Origin of the sequence: Streptomyces sp. NPDC087215 (assembly GCF_044744885.1) — a bacterium.
In the GTDB taxonomy this organism is placed as follows: domain Bacteria; phylum Actinomycetota; class Actinomycetes; order Streptomycetales; family Streptomycetaceae; genus Streptomyces.
Map to the genome: position 1 here is coordinate 53,703 of NZ_JBIUZD010000023.1, position 16,102 is coordinate 69,804.

Consider the following 16,102-nt stretch of genomic DNA (forward strand, 5'->3'; position numbering starts at 1 on the left):
CGACCGGTTCAGCCGGTGAGGAGCTTCTCCCAGGTCCTCGGGCCGACGATGCCGTCGGAGGCGAGACCTCGGTTGCTCTGGAAGCGGCGGACCGCCGAGTCGGTGCGGGCGCCGAACTGACCGTCCACGAAGGGGCCGCCGCTCTGCTCCCACGCCGTCAGGCCGTAGCGCGAGACGAGTTCCTGGAGGCCTCGGACGCAGTCGCCGGTGGCGCCGACCGCGTAGTCGCCCGCCGGGACGGTGTACCCGCCGGGGGAGAGACGGGTGCCGTACGCGTCCTTGCAGATCTTGTACGCGGAGTCGTCCGCGTGGGCGGCCGGTGCGGTGACCAGCAGGGTGCCGGTCGCGGCGGCGGCCAGGACGACCGCCGCGAAGCCCTTCGCGGGGCGGAACTTGCGCATGTCGGGGAGCCTTTCCGAACGTTTCGCCGAGGACGCCGCAAGCCTGCCCCCGTCCGGCCGGGCCCGCCGGGGCGTCCCACCGTCCCGGGACCCGCCCGGTGGACGAACTCCCAGGCCACGCCGGGTTCCGCCCGGCGCGTCCCAGGGACGTGCCGACACGCCCGGCGGGAACCCCGGCACCGACGGACCGGCCGATCGGCGGACGCGCAGACCATCAGATCCGCAGACCACCAGACCCGCAGACCCGCGAGATCCCGGACCACCGCGACTCCCCTCCCGGAGTCGGCCGATCGGATGACCCCGGGGTCCACCGTCCGGGCGCCGGACGCGGCCGGGACGACGACGGGCCGACCGGGAGGGCGGTCCCCCGAGGGAGGGGCGGCGGGCCGCGCGGCCCCGCCAGTCGTCCGAGTCCCCTGGAGCAGATCCCGTGAAGCACGTGAAGAGGACCGCCTCGCGCCCGCGTGCCGTGACCGGCGGGGCGGTCGTCGCCGCGCTCGCCCTCGGCGGCTTCGGTGCCTACTCGGCCGCCGCCACCGGCGAGGACACCGCCGCTCGGGCCGCCGCCGTCACCGAGGCCGAGGACCGCGACACCGTCCGGTCGACGCGTCTGACGGTCGAGGCGGCGGCCAAGGCGGCGCGGGCGCCCCTGAAGGCCGCCGAGAAGGAGAACCAGCGCGCCTCCGTCGCCGTCGTCGACCGCAACGGCGACACCCTCGTCAGCCTCCGCGACGACGGCGCGGGCCCCCCTCTCCCGTACCGGCGCTACTGCTGGGTGCGGGACAGGCCCCGGCTGATGACGAGGCGCTGGATCTGGTTGGTGCCCTCGAAGATCTGGGTGATCTTGGCTTCGCGCATGTAGCGCTCGACCGGGAAGTCCCGGGTGTAGCCGTAGCCGCCGAGGACCTGGACCGCGTCCGTGGTGACCTTCATGGCGGTGTCGGTGGCGATCAGCTTGGCCGCGCTGGCCTGCCTGCTGAAGGGTCGGCCGAGGTCCCGGCGGCGGGCCGCGTCGAGGTAGGTGGCGCGGGCCGCGTCGACGGCCGCGGCCATGTCGGCGAGGAGGAAGCCGAGGCCCTGGTGGTCGACGATCCGGCGGCCGAAGGTGGTGCGCTCGTTGGCGTAGTCGACGGCGGCGTCCAGGGCCGCCTGGGCGAGACCGGTGGCGCAGGCGGCGATGCCGAGGCGGCCGCTGTCCAGGGCGCTGAAGGCGATCTGGAGCCCCTGTCCCTCGTCCCCGATCAGCCGGTCGGGGGCCAGGAGGGCGCCGTCCCAGTAGGCGGAGGTGGTGGGGACCGCCTGGAGGCCCATCTTGCGCTCGGGGGCGCCGAAGCTGAGGCCCTCGGTGGCACCGGGGGCGAGGAAGCAGGAGATGCCGTGGCTGCCGGGGGCGGTACGGGCGAAGAGGGCGTAGAAACCGGCCTTGCCGCCGTGGGTGATCCACGCCTTGGTGCCGGTGATCCGGTAGCCGCTGCCGTCCTCCTGGAGTTCGGCCTTGCAGCTCAGGGCGGCGGCGTCGGATCCGGCCTGGGGCTCGGAGAGGCTGTAGCCGCCGACGGTACGGCCCTCCAGCATCGCGGGGAGCCAGCGCTCCTTCTGCTCGGCGGTGCCGAAGGTGTGGAGCGGGTGGCAGGCCAGGGTGTGGACGCTGGTGGCGACGGCGACGGCGGCCCAGCGCGCGGCGAGTTCCTCCAGGACCTGGAGGTAGACCTCGTAGGGCTGGCCCCCGCCGCCGTACTCCTCGGGGTACGGCAGGCCGAGGAGGCCCGCCTTGCCGAGGGTGGCGAAGAGCCCCTCGGGATAGGTCTCGGCGGCCTCGTACGCGTCCACCAGGGGAGAGAGTTCCCTGTCGGCGATCTCCCGGGTGAGGGCGATGAGGTCCGCCGCCTCGGGGGTGGGAAGCAGGCGGTCGACATCCATGGCGACTCCAGCGGCGCGCAAAGTGGTACTGGGGCGGGTACTGCAGTACCGCTCAGCGTAGCGTCGACAGGTCGGCCCGTCACCCCCGGGCGGTACCGGGCCTGGAATACTGGGCGGGTGATCGAGACCCCAGCCGTCGATGTCCCGAAGCTGACGGGCCGTGGCGCGGCGCGCCGTTCCGCCCTCTTCGAGGAGCTGGTCGCCCTGCTCGTCGGCGAGGGTTTCGCCCGGCTGACGCTCGACGACCTCGCCGCCCGCCTGCGCTGCTCGAAGCGGACCCTGTACGGTCTGGCCGGAAGCAAGGAACAGCTGGTCAGAGCGGCCGTCGTGCACTTCTTCCGGCGGGCCACGGGCCGGGTCGAGGCGGTTCTGGCCGCCGCGACCGATCCGGCGGACCGGCTGGCCGCCTATCTGCGGGCGGTCTCGGCCGAGCTGGCGCCGGTCTCGCCGCAGTTCTTCGACGACGTGGCCGGTTTCGAACCGGCGGCGGAGGTGTACGAGCGGAACACGCGCGCGGCGGCCGGGCGGGTCCAGCAGCTGATCGAGGAGGGGGTGCGGGCCGGGGTCTTCCGGGAGGTGCACGTGACCTTCGCGGCCGATGTGATCTCCTCCGTGATGGTCCGCATCCAGCGGCGGCAGGTGGCCGCCGCGACCGGTCTGGCCGACGCCGAGGCGTACGAGCAGCTGGCGGAACTGCTGCTCAGCGGTCTGCGCCGGGCCTGAGCCGGCACGCCGGAGAGGCCCGGCGTCCGCTCCCGGGCCTCGCTGGTGGTGGGGTCCGCTACCGGGCCTCTCTGGGTGGTGGGGTCCGCTACCGGGCGTCGAGGGCCCGGTGGGCGCGGACGATGTCCGCGTACCGCAGGCCGCTCGTCTTGAGGGTCCTGCGCTGGGTCGCGTAGTCGACGTGGACGAGCCCGAAGCGCTTGTCGTAGCCGTAGGCCCACTCGAAGTTGTCGAGCAGCGACCAGGCGTAGTACCCGGCGAGCGGGACGCCCTTGCGCAGGGCGCGGGCGCAGGCCGCGAGGTGCTGCTCCAGGTAGCGGGCGCGCTCCGGGTCGTGGACCTCGCCCGCGGGGCCGGGGGTGTCGGGGAAGGCCGAGCCGTTCTCGGTGACGTACAGCTCGCGGACGCCGTACTCCTCGGTGAGGCGCAGCAGCAGGGCCTCCAGGCCCCCGGCGTCGATCTGCCAGTCCATGCCGGTGCGGGGCACCTCGGGCAGCCGCACCTCGCGGGCGTACGGCACGGGTCCCGCCGGGTCGTCGGCGACGGTGACCGGGAAGTAGTAGTTGAGGCCGTGCCAGTCGAGGGGCGCAGCGATGACCGCCGGGTCGCCGGGCCGTTCGGGGAGGTCGACCCCGTACAGCTCGCGGAGGTCGGCGGGGAAGCCCCGGCCGTACACGGGGTCGAGCCACCAGCGGTTGGTGTGGCCGTCGGCGCGGGCGGCGGCGGCGAGGTCCTCGGGGCGGGTGGAGGCGGGGGCGACGGTGGAGTGGTTGGTGACGAGCCCGACGCGGGCGCCGGGCACGGCGGAGCGGACGGCCGCGACGCCGAGGCCGTGGGCGAGCAGCAGGTGGTAGGAGGCGCGGACGGCGGCGGTGAGGTCGGTGAGGCCGGGGGCCATCCGTCCTTCGAGGTGGCCGATCCAGGCGGAGCAGAGGGGTTCGTTGAGGGTGGCCCAGCGGGTGACCCGGTCGCCGAGGCGTCCGGCGACGACGGAGGCGTAGGCGGCGAAGTGTTCGGCGGTCTCGCGGACGGTCCAGCCGCCCCGGTCCTGGAGGGCCTGGGGCAGGTCCCAGTGGTAGAGGGTGACGCAGGGGGTGATCCCGGCGTCGAGGAGCCCGTCGACGAGCCGGTCGTAGAAGTCGAGTCCCGGGGTGTTGACGGGGCCGTCGCCGCCGGGCAGGACGCGTGGCCAGGCGACGGAGAGCCGGTAGGCGTCGGTGCCGAGGCGCCGCATCAGGGCGATGTCCTCGGGCCAGCGGTGGTAGTGGTCGCAGGCGGTGTCGCCGTGGTCGCCGTGGTCGACGGCGCCGGGGACGCGGCAGAAGGTGTCCCAGATGGAGGGGGCGCGGCCGTCCTCGGCCGCCGCGCCCTCGATCTGGTAGGCGGAGGTGGCGGTGCCCCAGGCGAAGGAGGGCGGGAAGGCGGCGAGGTCGAGCGGTTCGGGCACGGGGTTCCTTTCGGGCGGGGCGCCCTCGGCGGGCGTCACTTGACCGCGCCCGCGGTGAGGCCGGCGACGAGGTAGCGCTGGAGCAGCAGGAACCCGGCGACGACGGGGACGCTCACCACGAGGGAGGCGGCCATCACCTGGTTCCAGTAGACGTCGTTCTGGGTGGCGTACCCCTGGAGGCCGACGGCGAGGGTGCGGGTGGCGTCGCTGGTCATGACGGAGGCGAAGAGGACTTCGCCCCAGGCGGTCATGAAGGCGTAGACGCCGACGGCGACGATGCCGGGCACGGCGGCGGGGACGACGACCCGGAAGAGGGCGCCGAGGGGGCCGCAGCCGTCGACCGCCGCGGCTTCGTCGAGGTCGCGCGGGACGCCGTCGAAGTAGCCGATCAGCATCCAGACGGAGAAGGGCAGCGAGAAGGTGAGGTAGGTGAGGATCAGCCCGCCGCGCGAGCCGAAGAGGGCGATGCCGGTGGCGTTGCCGATGTTGACGTAGAGGAGGAACAGCGGCAGCAGGAAGAGGATGCCGGGGAACATCTGGGTGGAGAGGACCGTCACGGTGAAGACGCGTCGGCCCCGGAAGGCGTAGCGGCTGACGGCGTAGGCGGCGAGGACCGCGACGACGAGCGAGCAGACGGCGGCCGCCCCGGCGACGATCAGGGAGTTCACGAAGTAGTCCGCGAGCGGGACGGTCTCCCAGATGTCGAGGTACGGGCGGAGGGTGAGCCCGGAGGGGATCCAGCGGAACTTCCCTGAGACGTCCTCCAGGGGTTTGAGGGAGCTGGAGACCATCACGTACACCGGTAGCAGGACGAAGCCGGTGAGCAGGGTGAGGAAGATCCGGCGGCTCCAGAGGAAGGAGCGGGGGGCGGCCATGGGTGAGCGGGGGCGGGTGCTAAGGGGCATCGGTGGCCTTCCTTCCCCGGGTGGTGAGCAGCAGGTGGAGGCTGGTGACGACGAGGAGGAAGAGCAGGAGGAGGACGGACATCGCGGAGCCGGTGCCGAAGTTCCAGGTCTGGAAGGAGGACTGGTAGATGTGCAGGGAGATCAGGTCGGCGGATTCGGGGGCCGCCCGGCCGAAGAGGACGAAGGGGGTGGTGAAGTCGTTGAAGGTCCAGAGGAAGAGGACCAGGACGAGGACCTGGTTGACGGGCCGCAGCGAGGGCAGGGTGATCCGGCGGAACTGCTGCCGGAGTCCGGCGCCGTCCAGGGCGGCGGCCTCGTACATCTCGCGGGGGATGTTCTGGAGTCCGGCCATCGTGATGAGGAAGGCGAACGGCCAGCCCTTCCAGACGGAGACGACGAGCAGGGTGACGAAGGCGTTGTCGCCGATGAGCCAGAAGGCGGGGCTGTCGCCGATGCCGAGCTGGTCGTGGAGGACGTGGTTGACCAGGCCGTTGTCCCGCTGGAACATGAACGCCCAGGTGATGACGGCCGCGTAGACCGGCAGGGCGTACGGGACGAGGAAGAGGGCGCGCAGGAGGCCCCGGCCCCGGAAGTTCTCCTGGAGGAAGACGGCGGCGGCGGTGCCGAGGAGCCAGCACAGGCCGACGGTGCAGAGGGTGAAGACACAGGTGGTCAGGAAGGACTTCAGGAGCGAGGCGCCGACGGGGGCGTCGAAGTCGATCGAGACGGCGTAGTTGCCGAGTCCGGCCCAGGGGGCGGCGGTCCAGTCGCGGATGAAGAACTGGGTGAGTTCCTTGAAGCTCATCACGATGCCGATGAGCATCGGCACCAGGTGGACGAGGAGTTCGAGGACCAGGGCCGGCAGGAGGAGCAGATAGGGCAGTCCGGTGCGGGAGGCGGCGCGGAGCCGCCCGGGGCGGCGGGTGCGGGGGGACGCCGTTCCGGGGGTGTGCGGCGGGGCGTCCGGGGCGCCGGTCCGCTCGGGGGCGGTGGTGGCCATGGTGGCGTCCGGGCTCACTTCTGGGGCATCTGCTGCTGGGCCTTGTCGAGCTTGGCCCGTACGGACTCGGTGGTGACCGGGCGGCCCGCGGCGGCTTCGGCGAAGAGTTCCTTGACCGCGGTGCCGACGACGGTCTCGAACTGGGACTCCTCGGGGACCTGCGGGAGGGCGGCGGCGCTGGTGGCGAGGGTCTTCTTGAGGACGGCGACGGTGGGGGTGTCGAAGGCGGGGTCCCGCTGGGCCGACTTGACCGGGGGGATGGAGCCGTAGGCCTTGTTGAGGGTCTTCTGTTCCTCGTCGCTGGTCATGAACTTCACGAATTCGAGGGCGCCCGGCTGGTTGCGGGTGTTCTTGAAGACGGCGAGGTTGATGCCCGCGACCATGGAGTTGACGCCCCGGCCGGGGCCGGGGGCGCCGGAGGCGACGGGGGCGGGGGCGACGCCCCATTCGTCGGCGCCCATGCCCTGGGCGGCGAAGGTGGTGCCGGGGGTCTGCCAGAGGACCATCGCGGTGCGGTCCTTGGCGAAGTCGCTGAGGGACTGGTTCTGGGCGTACTCGGCGTTGCCGGGGGCGACGATCTTGTGGGTGGCCATGAGGTCGACGTACTGCTTGACGGCGGCGACGGCTCCCTCGGAGGTGAAGTCGGCCTTGCCGTCGGGGGTGAAGAAGTCGGCGCCGTGCTGTTTTCCGAGGACGAATATCTGGTGGACGTTGTTGGCGAGGTTGCCGCCCTCGACGCCGATGGCGGACCTGCCGTCCCCGCCGATCCTCTTTCCGGCGGCGACGAGTTCGTCCCAGGTGGCGGGCGGGGCGGTGATGCCCGCGTCCTTGAACATCTTCTTGTTGTAGTAGAGGGCGTAGGCCATGGAGTAGAGGGGGACGGCGGCGGGGTCCCGGCCGGTGGCGCCGGTGGAGCCGAGCGCGGACTCGACGAAGCGGTCCCGGCCGCCGATGGCCTCGAACTTCTCGGCGTCCCAGGGCAGCAGGGCGCCACCGGCCTGGAGGGAGGCGCTCCAGGTGTTGCCGATGTTGAGGACGTCGGGGCCCTGGCCGGAGGTGGTGGCGGTGAGGATGCGGTTGAGGAGGTCGGACCAGGGGACGACCTCCAGCTTGACCTTGATGCCGGTCTTCTTCTCGAAGCGGTCGAGTTCGGGCTGGAGGACCTTCTTGTCGACCTCCGTGCTGGCGCCCTGGTTGGAGGCCCAGTAGGTGAGGGTCCCGGTGCTTCCGCCGGAGCCGCCGGCCGGGGAGCCTCCTCCGCAGGCGGTGGCGGTGAGGACGAGGGAGAGGGTGGCGGCACCGGCGGCCGCGGCTCTGATTGCGCGCATGGCTCCTCAGGACCCTTTCGGGGAGTGGTGGGGAGCTGGGGAGAAGGGTCGTCGAAAGCGTCCCGCGTTCAGGCCCTGAAGCCCTCCCCGGCTTAATTTAGGATGTGAGTTAAACCTCAAGAGAAGGTCGCGTCAAGGGTCCTGACAGCGGTATGTTGCGCCCAGGACTACTTCACCAGGGGGCCCAAGTGACCATGCGGAACGGCCGCACCGTACGTGACCTGCGACGCGAGAACCGCACCGCCGTCCTCCAACGCCTCTACTTCGACGGCCCGATGAGCCGCTTCTCGCTCGGCCCCGCCACCGGCCTCAGCTCGGGATCCGTCAGCAACGTGGTCGCCGAACTCGTCGCGGAGGGCCTCGTCGAGGAGGCGGGCAGTGTCGACTCGGCCGGCGGACGCCCCCGCACCCTGCTCCGGATCACCCCCGGCAGCGGCTGCATGATCGGGGTGGACGTCGGCGAGACCCGGGTCAGGATCGAGCTGTTCGACCTCACCCTCACCGAACTCGCGCGTACGGAACGCCCGTTGGCCGTGGACGGGGCCGACCCGCACGAGCGGTACGAGGTCGGTGTGGTCGTCGGTCACGTCCGGGAGGGCATCGCCGAGGTGCTGCGCGCGGCGGACGTGCCGCCGGAGCGGCTGCTCGGCGTCGGCGTCGGCGTGCCCGGCATCGTGGCGCGCACCGCCGAGGACGGCGCGGTCGTGCACGGCCAGACCATCGGCTGGGACGCCGTCCCCCTGGAGCGGCTGCTGCGGGCGAGCGTGGCGCTCCCGGAGGGGGTCCCCTACTGGATCGACAACGGCGCGAAGACCCTGGGCCAGGCCGAGATGTGGTTCGGCGCCGGGCGCGGTGCGCGCAGCGCCGTGGTCGTCCTCTTCGGCTCGGGCGTCGGAGCCTGTGTGGTCACGGACCCGATGGGCCCCGGGCGGGCGATCGAGTGGGGCCATCTGACGGTACGGGTGCGGGGTCGCCGCTGCCGTTGCGGCGCCCAGGGCTGCCTGGAGGCGTACGCGGGCGCGGAGGCGCTCCTGGAGCGGTGGCGGGAGGCGGGCGGACGGCCCCCGGCGGGCGCGGACGAGGAGACCGCGCTCACGGCGATGCTGGCGGCGGCCTACCCGGCGGGGTCCGGGACGGAGTCCGACGCGACCGCGCTGGCCGTCCTGGAGGAGACCGCCGAGTATCTGGGTGCCGGTTTCGCGGATCTGATCAATCTGTTCCAGCCGGAGCGCATCCTGGTCGGCGGCTGGGCGGGGCTCCAGCTCGGCGCCCGCTTCCTGGAGACGGTGAAGGGCTACGCGACGGCGTACGCGCTGCGCTACCCGGCGGCGCGGGTCGGCATCGGTCTCGGCACCCTCGGCCCCGACGCGGTGACGGTCGGCGCGGCGATCCTGCCGCTCGCGGACTTCTTCGCCCGGGGCGGGCGGCGGACGCGGGCGGAGACCGCCGAGGAGCAGCCCGCGTGGGCGTCGACCGTACGGGAGAGGGCGGCGCACTGAGGGTGCGCCGCCCGGGTCCGCACCGGCGGGGTCAGGGGTAGGAGACCACCGTGGACGGGACGGTGGCGGTGCCCGAGGTGGGGGCGCCGACACCGTTGATCACGTGCTCGTACTGTCCGTTGCCGCCGAGCGAGACGACCAGCAGGTCGTGGAACCGCACGCCGGGCTTCACCGGGGCCCGGAAGCCGTGGTCCTGACGGATCGTCGGGTCCACGTCGTAGTAGCAGTAACTGCCGAGCGCCCAGCCCTCGTGGGTGTTCACGGAGTCGTCGACGCGATAGGCGGCGTAGCCCTTGTACGGGCCGTCCTGGACGGCGGCCTGGTTCGGGGCGTCGTACGCCTTCTCGTTCTGGAAGAAGATCGTTCGGCCGCGCTCGCCGAACCACTCGACGTCGTACTTGTTGAAGTGCTCGACGAAGAGTCCGGTGGCGAGCACGTCGTCGCCGTACACGCGGACGCCGTAGTCGGCGCGGTTGGTCTCCCAGCCGACGCCCTCGCCGTGGTCGGCGCGCCAGACCCAGGTGTGGTCGACGATCACGTCGTCGCTGTGCACCGCCATGGCGACGGTGGCCTTTCCGGCGCCCGCGCCGCCGACGCGGAGGTACACGTCCTGCACGGTGGCCGGGTTCGCCGCGTGGTCGGCGGCGGAGTTCGGCGCCCCGATCTCGAGCAGGACAGGGGAGTTGACCGGTCCCGCGTCGACGAGGAACCCGGCGAGCCGGACGCCGTCGACGTCGGCGACCCTCATCGCCGTGACGCCGTTGTCCGGGACGACCGTGGCGAGGCCGAGACCGAGGACGATCGTGTCGGCCCGGTCGACCTGGATCGGCCGGTCCACGTGGTAGACGCCCGGGGTGAGGAGCAGGTGGAGGCCCTGGCGCAGGGCCGCGTTCATGGTGGCGGCGGTGGTGCCGGGCCTGACCACGTAGAACTGGCTCAGCGGGATCGACCGGCCCTGCGGGGTGCCGGAGGCCCAGCTGGTGCCTCGGGCGTTGACGCGCTTGGCGGGGGCGAAGACCTTGTACTCGCCGCCCTCCCAGTACAGGAAGGGCTTCTCCCGGGAGACCGGGGTGGTGTCGAGGGTGGTGTACGGCGGGTTCGGGAAGCCGGTGGCCGGGGCGCCCTCGACACCGGAGAAGGCCATGTTCCAGACGCCGTTGAGCCAGCCGCCGATGGCGCTGTCGCGGGTGTACCACTGCTGCTGGGAGTACGGCTGGACGGTGCCGTCGATCCTGGAGTCGGCGATGTAGCCGCCGCTGGCCCAGCCGTAGCCGCTGGGGGCGAGGTTGAGGTTGCCCTTGACGTGCATCCGGCGGAAGGAGGCGGCCTGGGAGACGGCCCAGCGGTCGGTGCCGTTCACCGGGGCGAGGGCCAGGTTCTCGGCGGCGCGCCAGAAGTTCTGGGTGGCGTTGCCGTTGAACCAGCCCGCGTCGACGGTGACGTCCCCGTTGACGGTGGTGTCGTCGGGGCGCAGTCCGAGACCGGCGATCTGGGTGTAGAAGCCGATCTGGGCGTTGAGTCCGGTGTAGGTGCCGGGCTTGAGGAGGAAGGCGTGCCGCCCGCTGCCGAACTGGGCCGACTCCTGCTGGGCGAAGACCTGGTCCAGCTTGGCCTGGATGCCGGGCGTGCCGGGGTCGAAGACGTGCACGTTCGGCCCGAGGTCACCGCCGCCGGGGAGGGCGGGGCCGTCGTCGCCGGGGGTGCCGTACACCTGGAACTCCCAGAGCGAGTAGCCGTATCCGGTGGCGCGGGCGGTGCCGTACACCCGGACGTAGCGGGCCGTGCCGGTGACCGGCAGCGACTCGTCGCCGCCGGGGCCGTTCGCCGTGCTGTGGGCGGTGGTCCAGTCGGTGCCGTTTCCGGAGAGCTCGACGCGGTACGCCTTGCCGTACGCGGTCTCCCAGCGCAGGTCCACCCGGCTGAGGGCCGCCGGTGCGCCCAGGTCGACCTGGATCCACTGGGGGTCGGCGAAGGCGCTGGACCAGCGGGTCCCGGGGTCGCCGTCGACGGCGGCGCTCGCGGGGGTGCCGCCGTTCTCCTGGCTGGAGGCGGTGGCGGGGCGGCCCTGGGAGAGCAGTACGGGCGCGGCGGCGGCGGGCGGCGCGGTGACGAGCGCGAGCAGTCCCGCGAGCAGCGCGGTGACGAGGGCGGCGGCGGTGACGCGCCGGGGCGGCCTGGGGGCGGCCGGGGCGGGACCGGGGCGTGGCGGTGGCGGTGGCGGTGGCTGGACGCGGGTGCCGACTGCGGGCATGACTCGATCTCCTCGTGAGGGAGGGGGAGTTGGGGAAAGGGAGCGCGCTCTCCGCAGCAGATGCTCGCGGGCCCCCGCGCGGGGGTCAAGGCATCCGACCACACTTTTCTTTTGACTTGCATTAAGGGTCGAGTGATTGGGGCGGGGGGAGGCCGTTCGCCTCGGGCCCTGTCGACCGGGGCCCCTGGACGGCCGCGCGGGGGCGCGGACACCTGCCCGACAGGCAGGAGAACAGGGCCGGTCACGCGCGTTCGCCCTCCCTCCCCCACTTCAGGAACCGGACGAGCGCCCCTCCCCCGCTTCCGGTTCCAGCAGTCGCCGGAGCATCGGACCCGAGAGGCGCAGCACGTCCTCCAGGTCGGCTTCGGCGATGTACGGCATCCGCAGCATCTCCCGCTGCACCGCGATCCCGAACATGGCCGCCGACACCAGGGCCGCCCGCAACCGCGCGTCCGGGCCCTCCAGCGCCTCCGCCAGCGGGTCCACCGCGCCCTCGGTGGTCTTCTCGCGGAGCAGCTGCGCCGCCTCCTCGTTGGTCATCGCGGAGCGCAGCAGGGCGAACATCGGGTCGTTGCGGGGCCCGGCGAAGTCCGCGAGCATCACCCGGAGGTAGTCCTCGGCCTGCTTGTCGGACACCTTCAGCTCGGACGCGTCGAACGACGCCCGCCATTCCACCGCCTCGCGGAACAACTGCTGCTTGGTGCCGAAGTACTTGATGACCGACGACTTGTCGCACTCGGCGGCCGCCGCGATGCCCCGGATGGTGGCGCGCTCATAACCCTGCAGGGCGAACTCATGGCGGGCCGCCTCCAGGATGCGCCTGCGGGTCCGCTCGCCCTTGCGCGCCTTCTCCGGCATGGCGGTGCTCCTCGTTCCTCAAGTGACCTGGAGGGTGATCGTACGCGGACGGCCGGGCCGGGGAATCCTCCCGGCCCGGCCGTCTTCGCACGTCAGCCCATGTGCACCGGGGTCGGCCGGTCGGCCGCCCCAGACGTCGGGCGCTTGGCGTTGACCGCGAGTCCGACCACGACGACGCCCGCGACCATCAGGGCCGCCGAGCCCACGAGGGCCGCGGTGTAGCCGTCGGTCAGCGCGCTCGCGGCGCGTTCGAGCAGACCGGTGTCCTTCGTCGCCAGCGCCTGGTAGTAGGCGCCGTCCGCGTGGGGCAGCTTCTCGTCGGCCGTGGTAGTCGAGACCGTCGCCAGGACGGCCAGGCCGATCGCTCCGCCGATCTGCTGGGCGGTGTTGAGCAGCGCCGAGGCGATGCCCGCGTCCTTGTGGTCGACGCCCGAGACCGCGCCGAGCGTGACGGGCAGGAAGGCCGTACCGAGGCCGACCGCGGTGAGGAACATGGCGGGCATGATGTGGGTCCAGTAGGAGGACTCCGGGGTCATCGTGCCGAACCACAGCATCCCCGCGGCGGCCAGCGCCAGACCCGGGATCGTCAGGGCGCGCGGGGCGAACCGCGCCACCAGCTTCGAACCGGCACCCGTCGCCATGCCCATGCCGAGGCTGAAGGGGATGTAGGCCAGACCGGTCTCCAGCGCGTTGAAGCCGAGCACCTGCTGCATGTAGAGCGACAGGAAGTAGAACATCGCGAACATGCCGGCGCCGATGAACAGCATCGTCACGTACGAGCCCGCGCGGTTCCGGTCGGCCAGCAGGCGCAGCGGCAGCATCGGCGCCGCGACCTTGGTCTGGAGGAACACGAAGACGGTCAGGAGGACGGCGGCGGCACCGAAGAACGCCAGGGTTCCGCCGTTGGTCCAGCCGTGCTCACCGCCCCGGGTGATGGCGTAGACGAGGGAGACGAGACCGGCGGTCCCGGTCACCGCGCCGGGCAGGTCGAGACGCCCGCGCACCCGGTCACCCTCGGCGAGCACCTTGGTGCCGAAGAGCACCGCCAGACCGATCGGGACGTTCACGAAGAACACCCAGCGCCAGTCGAGGTACTCGGTCAGCACGCCGCCGAGCAGCAGGCCGACGGTCGCGCCGATGCCGGACATACCGGCGTACACGCCCATCGCCTTGTTCCTCGGGGCGCCCTCCGGGAACGTCGTGGCGATCAGCGACAGTGCGGTCGGGGCCGCCACCGCGGCGCCCACGCCCTGCAGCACGCGCGCGCCGATCAGCAGCTCCGGGCTGCCCGCGAAGCCTCCGAGCAGCGAGGCCACGGTGAACAGCGCGATGCCGACCCGGAACATCCTGCGGCGCCCGAACAGGTCACCGACGCGACCACCGAGCAGCAGGAGGCCGCCGAAGGCCAGGACGTAGGAGTTGACGACCCAGGCGAGCCCGGAGGCCGAGATGGCCAGGTCCTCCTTGAGGCTCGGCAGCGCGATGTTGGTGATCGTGCCGTCGAGGACGACCATCAGCTGCGCCGAGGCGATGACGATGAGGGCCATCCCCAGATGACGGCCGGTTCCCGGGGGTGCTGCGGTGGGTGACGACATGACTACCAATCCAGAAAAGTGTACAAGCGTTGCTTTTTCGGTTCGCACAACCCGACACCCCTGGATTTCATTCCCCCCGGGGGTATGTGGTTCAGGTCACACACCCCCGACACGGAACGCTCCGAGGATCCAGGAATACCCCTGGGGGGTATATTGCTGGGGCGGATGTACGACGTACGGACCAGGCGCGGGACACCGCGTGGGCCGGGCGCCGCACGGCCCAGCGGACATCACAGGAGACACCGCACGGCGGGGACCACCCAGCACCCGTCCGGCGGCACGCGTCACTCAGCGGGAGACACGATGAAGAGCACGCCCGGCCAGGACACGGCGACCGGCCACGGCGGTCACGGCGGTGCGACGCGTCCGGGCGCGGCACCGGGGCACCCGCCCTGCCCGCCCGCCCCCTGTCGGCGGAAGACCCCGGCACACGAAGTCGTCCCCGCGCCCCTCCGTGGGGCACGGCCACCGCCCCGGGGCCGCGCCCCACCGCATGGAAACGGAAGGAACCCGCCATGCGTCTCTTCGCCCTCCGCGACTACCGCCACCTGTTCGCCGCCCAGGTCATCGCCCTGTTCGGCACCGGTCTGACCACGGTGGCCCTCGGGCTGCTCGCCTACGACCTCGCGGGACCCCGGGCGGGCCTGGTCCTCGGCACCGCGCTGACCATCAAGATGGTCATGTACGTGGTCATCGCCCCGCTGGCCGCCGCGTACGTCGACCGTCTCCCCCGCAGGACCCTGCTGGTCCTCCTCGACGTGGTGCGCGGCGCGGTGGTCCTGGCACTGCCGCTGATCACCGAGGTCTGGCACGTCTACGTCCTCATCGGTCTGATGCAGGCCGCCTCGGCAGCGTTCACCCCGACGTTCCAGGCCGTGATCCCGGACATCGTCACCGACAGGTCCGCCTACACGCGGGCGCTGTCCGCCTCCCAGGTCGCCTCCACCATGGAGAGCCTCCTCAGCCCCGTACTGGCGGCCGTCGCCCTGGCGTTCATGAGCTTCGACCTGCTGTTCCTCGGCACCTCCGCCGGATTCCTCCTGTCGGCCGCGCTGGTCCTGTCGGCGCGCGTCCCCGAGGCCCGTCCCAGCGCCGAGACCCGGGCGTGGGACAGGGCGACGGCGGGGATCAGGACCTTCCTGAGGACCCCCCGGCTGCGCGGTGTGATGGCGCTCAACCTCGTGGTCGCGGCGGCGGGTTCGATCGTCGTCGTCAACACCGTCACCCACGTCCGCACCGGGCTCGGCGGCTCGCAGTCGGACGTCGCCTGGATGCTCGCCGCCTCCGGCGGCGGAACCCTCCTCGCCGCCCTCGCGCTGCCCCGCGTCCTCGGACGGGTCCCCGCCCGTACGGTCATGATGACCGGCGCGGCGGTGCTGGTCGGCGGCACGACCGCCGCGCCGGTGCTCCTGGCGGCCGGACTGCTCACCTGGGCCGGAACGGCGGTCGTCTGGAGCGCGATCGGTGTCGGCATGGCGCTGGTCATCACACCGACCGGAGGCGTCCTGCGCGGCTCCGTCGGACCGGAAGCGGTCCCGGGGGCCTTCGCGGCGCAGTTCTCCCTGTCGCACCTGGCCTGGCTGGTCACCTACCCGGTCGCGGGATGGCTGGGTACGGAAGCGGGCTTCACTCCCGCCTGGTCCGTCCTCGCGTTCCTCGCCGGTGCGGGGGCCGTCGCCGCCCTGCTCCTGTGGCCGCGCCACGAGGGACGAGAGGCCGTGACCACACCCGCGAGCCCGGCCCTGACCGCTCCCCGGACGGACAGGTCGACCCTCACCGAAGCCGCCTAGGTGTATTGATCACGGACGTTGTTGACAGTCGTCTGGTCTTGAACATGGCGAAGACCTCCGGTGTGGTGGAGCTGTCTAGGAACACACCCGCCGGAGGTCTTCGTGTCCCACCGTAATGCCCGGTTGACCGTCTTCGGGAGGCGGCTGCTGGTCGAACGTGTCGCGTCAGGCCGTCCGGTCGCGCACGTCGCCGCCGAGATGGGCATCTCCCGGGCCACAGCCCACAAATGGGTCCACCGGTGGCGGACCGAGGGCGAGGCAGGCTTGCACGACCGGTCCAGCCGGCCTCACCACACACCCCACCGCACCCCGGCCGCGGCCGAAGCCAGGGTCTGCGACCTGCGACGGTCCCGCAAACTCGGACCTGCCCGGATCGGCCCGATCG

At 72.3% G+C, this 16,102-nt stretch carries 13 protein-coding genes and 1 pseudogene; 5 read left to right on the forward strand and 9 right to left on the reverse strand.

The genetic code is table 11. The annotated features are described in order from the left end of the window. Positions 1–8: 8 nt before the first annotated feature. Complete coding sequence (locus ACIO92_RS32550; RefSeq protein WP_366444946.1) at positions 9–401, reverse strand: peptidoglycan-binding domain-containing protein; 393 nt, start codon at positions 399–401, stop codon at positions 9–11. Between the two features lie 430 nt (positions 402–831). Here ACIO92_RS32550 and ACIO92_RS32555 point away from each other — a divergent pair. After that, positions 832–1,158 (forward strand): annotated as a pseudogene (locus tag ACIO92_RS32555) (heme-binding protein); the annotation flags it as partial. Between the two features lie 8 nt (positions 1,159–1,166). Here the strand turns inward: ACIO92_RS32555 and ACIO92_RS32560 are convergent. After that, positions 1,167–2,321: an acyl-CoA dehydrogenase family protein gene (locus ACIO92_RS32560; protein WP_366444945.1), complete on the reverse strand. Its 1,155-nt coding sequence runs from the start codon at positions 2,319–2,321 to the stop codon at positions 1,167–1,169. Between the two features lie 117 nt (positions 2,322–2,438). Here ACIO92_RS32560 and ACIO92_RS32565 point away from each other — a divergent pair, with 117 nt between their 5' ends. Then, positions 2,439–3,044, forward strand: a complete 606-nt coding sequence (locus tag ACIO92_RS32565; protein ID WP_366444944.1) for a TetR/AcrR family transcriptional regulator — start codon at positions 2,439–2,441, stop codon at positions 3,042–3,044. A gap of 88 nt (positions 3,045–3,132) precedes the next feature. On the opposite strand, the gene ACIO92_RS32570 is transcribed toward ACIO92_RS32565, so the two are convergent. Genes ACIO92_RS32570 through ACIO92_RS32585 form a run of 4 tightly spaced genes read right to left on the reverse strand, consistent with a single transcriptional unit; the run spans position 3,133 to position 7,724 of the window. Next, positions 3,133–4,491: a GH1 family beta-glucosidase gene (locus tag ACIO92_RS32570; protein WP_401241882.1), complete on the reverse strand. Its 1,359-nt coding sequence runs from the start codon at positions 4,489–4,491 to the stop codon at positions 3,133–3,135. 35 nt (positions 4,492–4,526) lie between these two features. Continuing rightward, positions 4,527–5,366: a carbohydrate ABC transporter permease gene (locus tag ACIO92_RS32575; RefSeq protein WP_366444975.1), complete on the reverse strand. Its 840-nt coding sequence runs from the start codon at positions 5,364–5,366 to the stop codon at positions 4,527–4,529. 19 nt (positions 5,367–5,385) lie between these two features. Next, complete coding sequence (locus ACIO92_RS32580) at positions 5,386–6,396, reverse strand: sugar ABC transporter permease (RefSeq protein ID WP_366444974.1); 1,011 nt, start codon at positions 6,394–6,396, stop codon at positions 5,386–5,388. A gap of 14 nt (positions 6,397–6,410) precedes the next feature. Next, a complete protein-coding gene (locus tag ACIO92_RS32585; protein ID WP_366444942.1) occupies positions 6,411–7,724 on the reverse strand; it encodes an extracellular solute-binding protein in 1,314 nt (437 codons plus the stop codon). A gap of 194 nt (positions 7,725–7,918) precedes the next feature. Between ACIO92_RS32585 and ACIO92_RS32590 the strand changes: the two genes are divergently transcribed. Next, entirely contained in the window at positions 7,919–9,223 is a 1,305-nt protein-coding gene (locus ACIO92_RS32590) for an ROK family protein (RefSeq protein WP_402283989.1), read from the forward strand. 31 nt (positions 9,224–9,254) lie between these two features. On the opposite strand, the gene ACIO92_RS32595 is transcribed toward ACIO92_RS32590, so the two are convergent. The 3 genes from ACIO92_RS32595 to ACIO92_RS32605 all read right to left on the reverse strand — a co-directional run bounded on the left by ACIO92_RS32595 (position 9,255) and on the right by ACIO92_RS32605 (position 13,927). Then, complete coding sequence (locus ACIO92_RS32595; RefSeq protein ID WP_366444940.1) at positions 9,255–11,474, reverse strand: discoidin domain-containing protein; 2,220 nt, start codon at positions 11,472–11,474, stop codon at positions 9,255–9,257. A 270-nt stretch (positions 11,475–11,744) separates the two neighbouring features. Next, complete coding sequence (locus ACIO92_RS32600; RefSeq protein ID WP_401241887.1) at positions 11,745–12,332, reverse strand: TetR family transcriptional regulator; 588 nt, start codon at positions 12,330–12,332, stop codon at positions 11,745–11,747. A gap of 92 nt (positions 12,333–12,424) precedes the next feature. After that, the gene (locus tag ACIO92_RS32605; RefSeq protein WP_402283951.1) at positions 12,425–13,927 is read right to left on the reverse strand and encodes an MFS transporter; all 1,503 of its coding nucleotides are present in this window, start codon (positions 13,925–13,927) and stop codon (positions 12,425–12,427) included. Between the two features lie 515 nt (positions 13,928–14,442). Here ACIO92_RS32605 and ACIO92_RS32610 point away from each other — a divergent pair. Both ACIO92_RS32610 and ACIO92_RS32615 read left to right on the forward strand, forming a co-directional pair. Beyond that, a complete protein-coding gene (locus ACIO92_RS32610) occupies positions 14,443–15,717 on the forward strand; it encodes an MFS transporter (protein ID WP_366444937.1) in 1,275 nt (424 codons plus the stop codon). A gap of 102 nt (positions 15,718–15,819) precedes the next feature. Next, positions 15,820–16,102, forward strand: a 283-nt coding sequence (locus ACIO92_RS32615) for a helix-turn-helix domain-containing protein (RefSeq protein WP_402283949.1), incomplete at its 3' end; no start/stop codon positions are given.

Bases quoted from the DNA above. Each gene is read 5' to 3' on its own strand.
- ACIO92_RS32550 (WP_366444946.1), bottom strand. From the start codon at position 401: ATGCGCAAGTTCCGCCCCGCGAAGGGCTTCGCGGCGGTCGTCCTGGCC.
- ACIO92_RS32560 (WP_366444945.1), bottom strand. From the start codon at position 2,321: ATGGATGTCGACCGCCTGCTTCCCACCCCCGAGGCGGCGGACCTCATC.
- ACIO92_RS32575 (WP_366444975.1), bottom strand. From the start codon at position 5,366: ATGGCCGCCCCCCGCTCCTTCCTCTGGAGCCGCCGGATCTTCCTCACC.
- ACIO92_RS32580 (WP_366444974.1), bottom strand. From the start codon at position 6,396: ATGGCCACCACCGCCCCCGAGCGGACCGGCGCCCCGGACGCCCCGCCG.
- ACIO92_RS32585 (WP_366444942.1), bottom strand. From the start codon at position 7,724: ATGCGCGCAATCAGAGCCGCGGCCGCCGGTGCCGCCACCCTCTCCCTC.
- ACIO92_RS32590 (WP_402283989.1), top strand. From the start codon at position 7,919: ATGCGGAACGGCCGCACCGTACGTGACCTGCGACGCGAGAACCGCACC.
- ACIO92_RS32595 (WP_366444940.1), bottom strand. From the start codon at position 11,474: ATGCCCGCAGTCGGCACCCGCGTCCAGCCACCGCCACCGCCACCGCCA.
- ACIO92_RS32600 (WP_401241887.1), bottom strand. From the start codon at position 12,332: ATGCCGGAGAAGGCGCGCAAGGGCGAGCGGACCCGCAGGCGCATCCTG.
- ACIO92_RS32605 (WP_402283951.1), bottom strand. From the start codon at position 13,927: ATGTCGTCACCCACCGCAGCACCCCCGGGAACCGGCCGTCATCTGGGG.
- ACIO92_RS32610 (WP_366444937.1), top strand. From the start codon at position 14,443: ATGCGTCTCTTCGCCCTCCGCGACTACCGCCACCTGTTCGCCGCCCAG.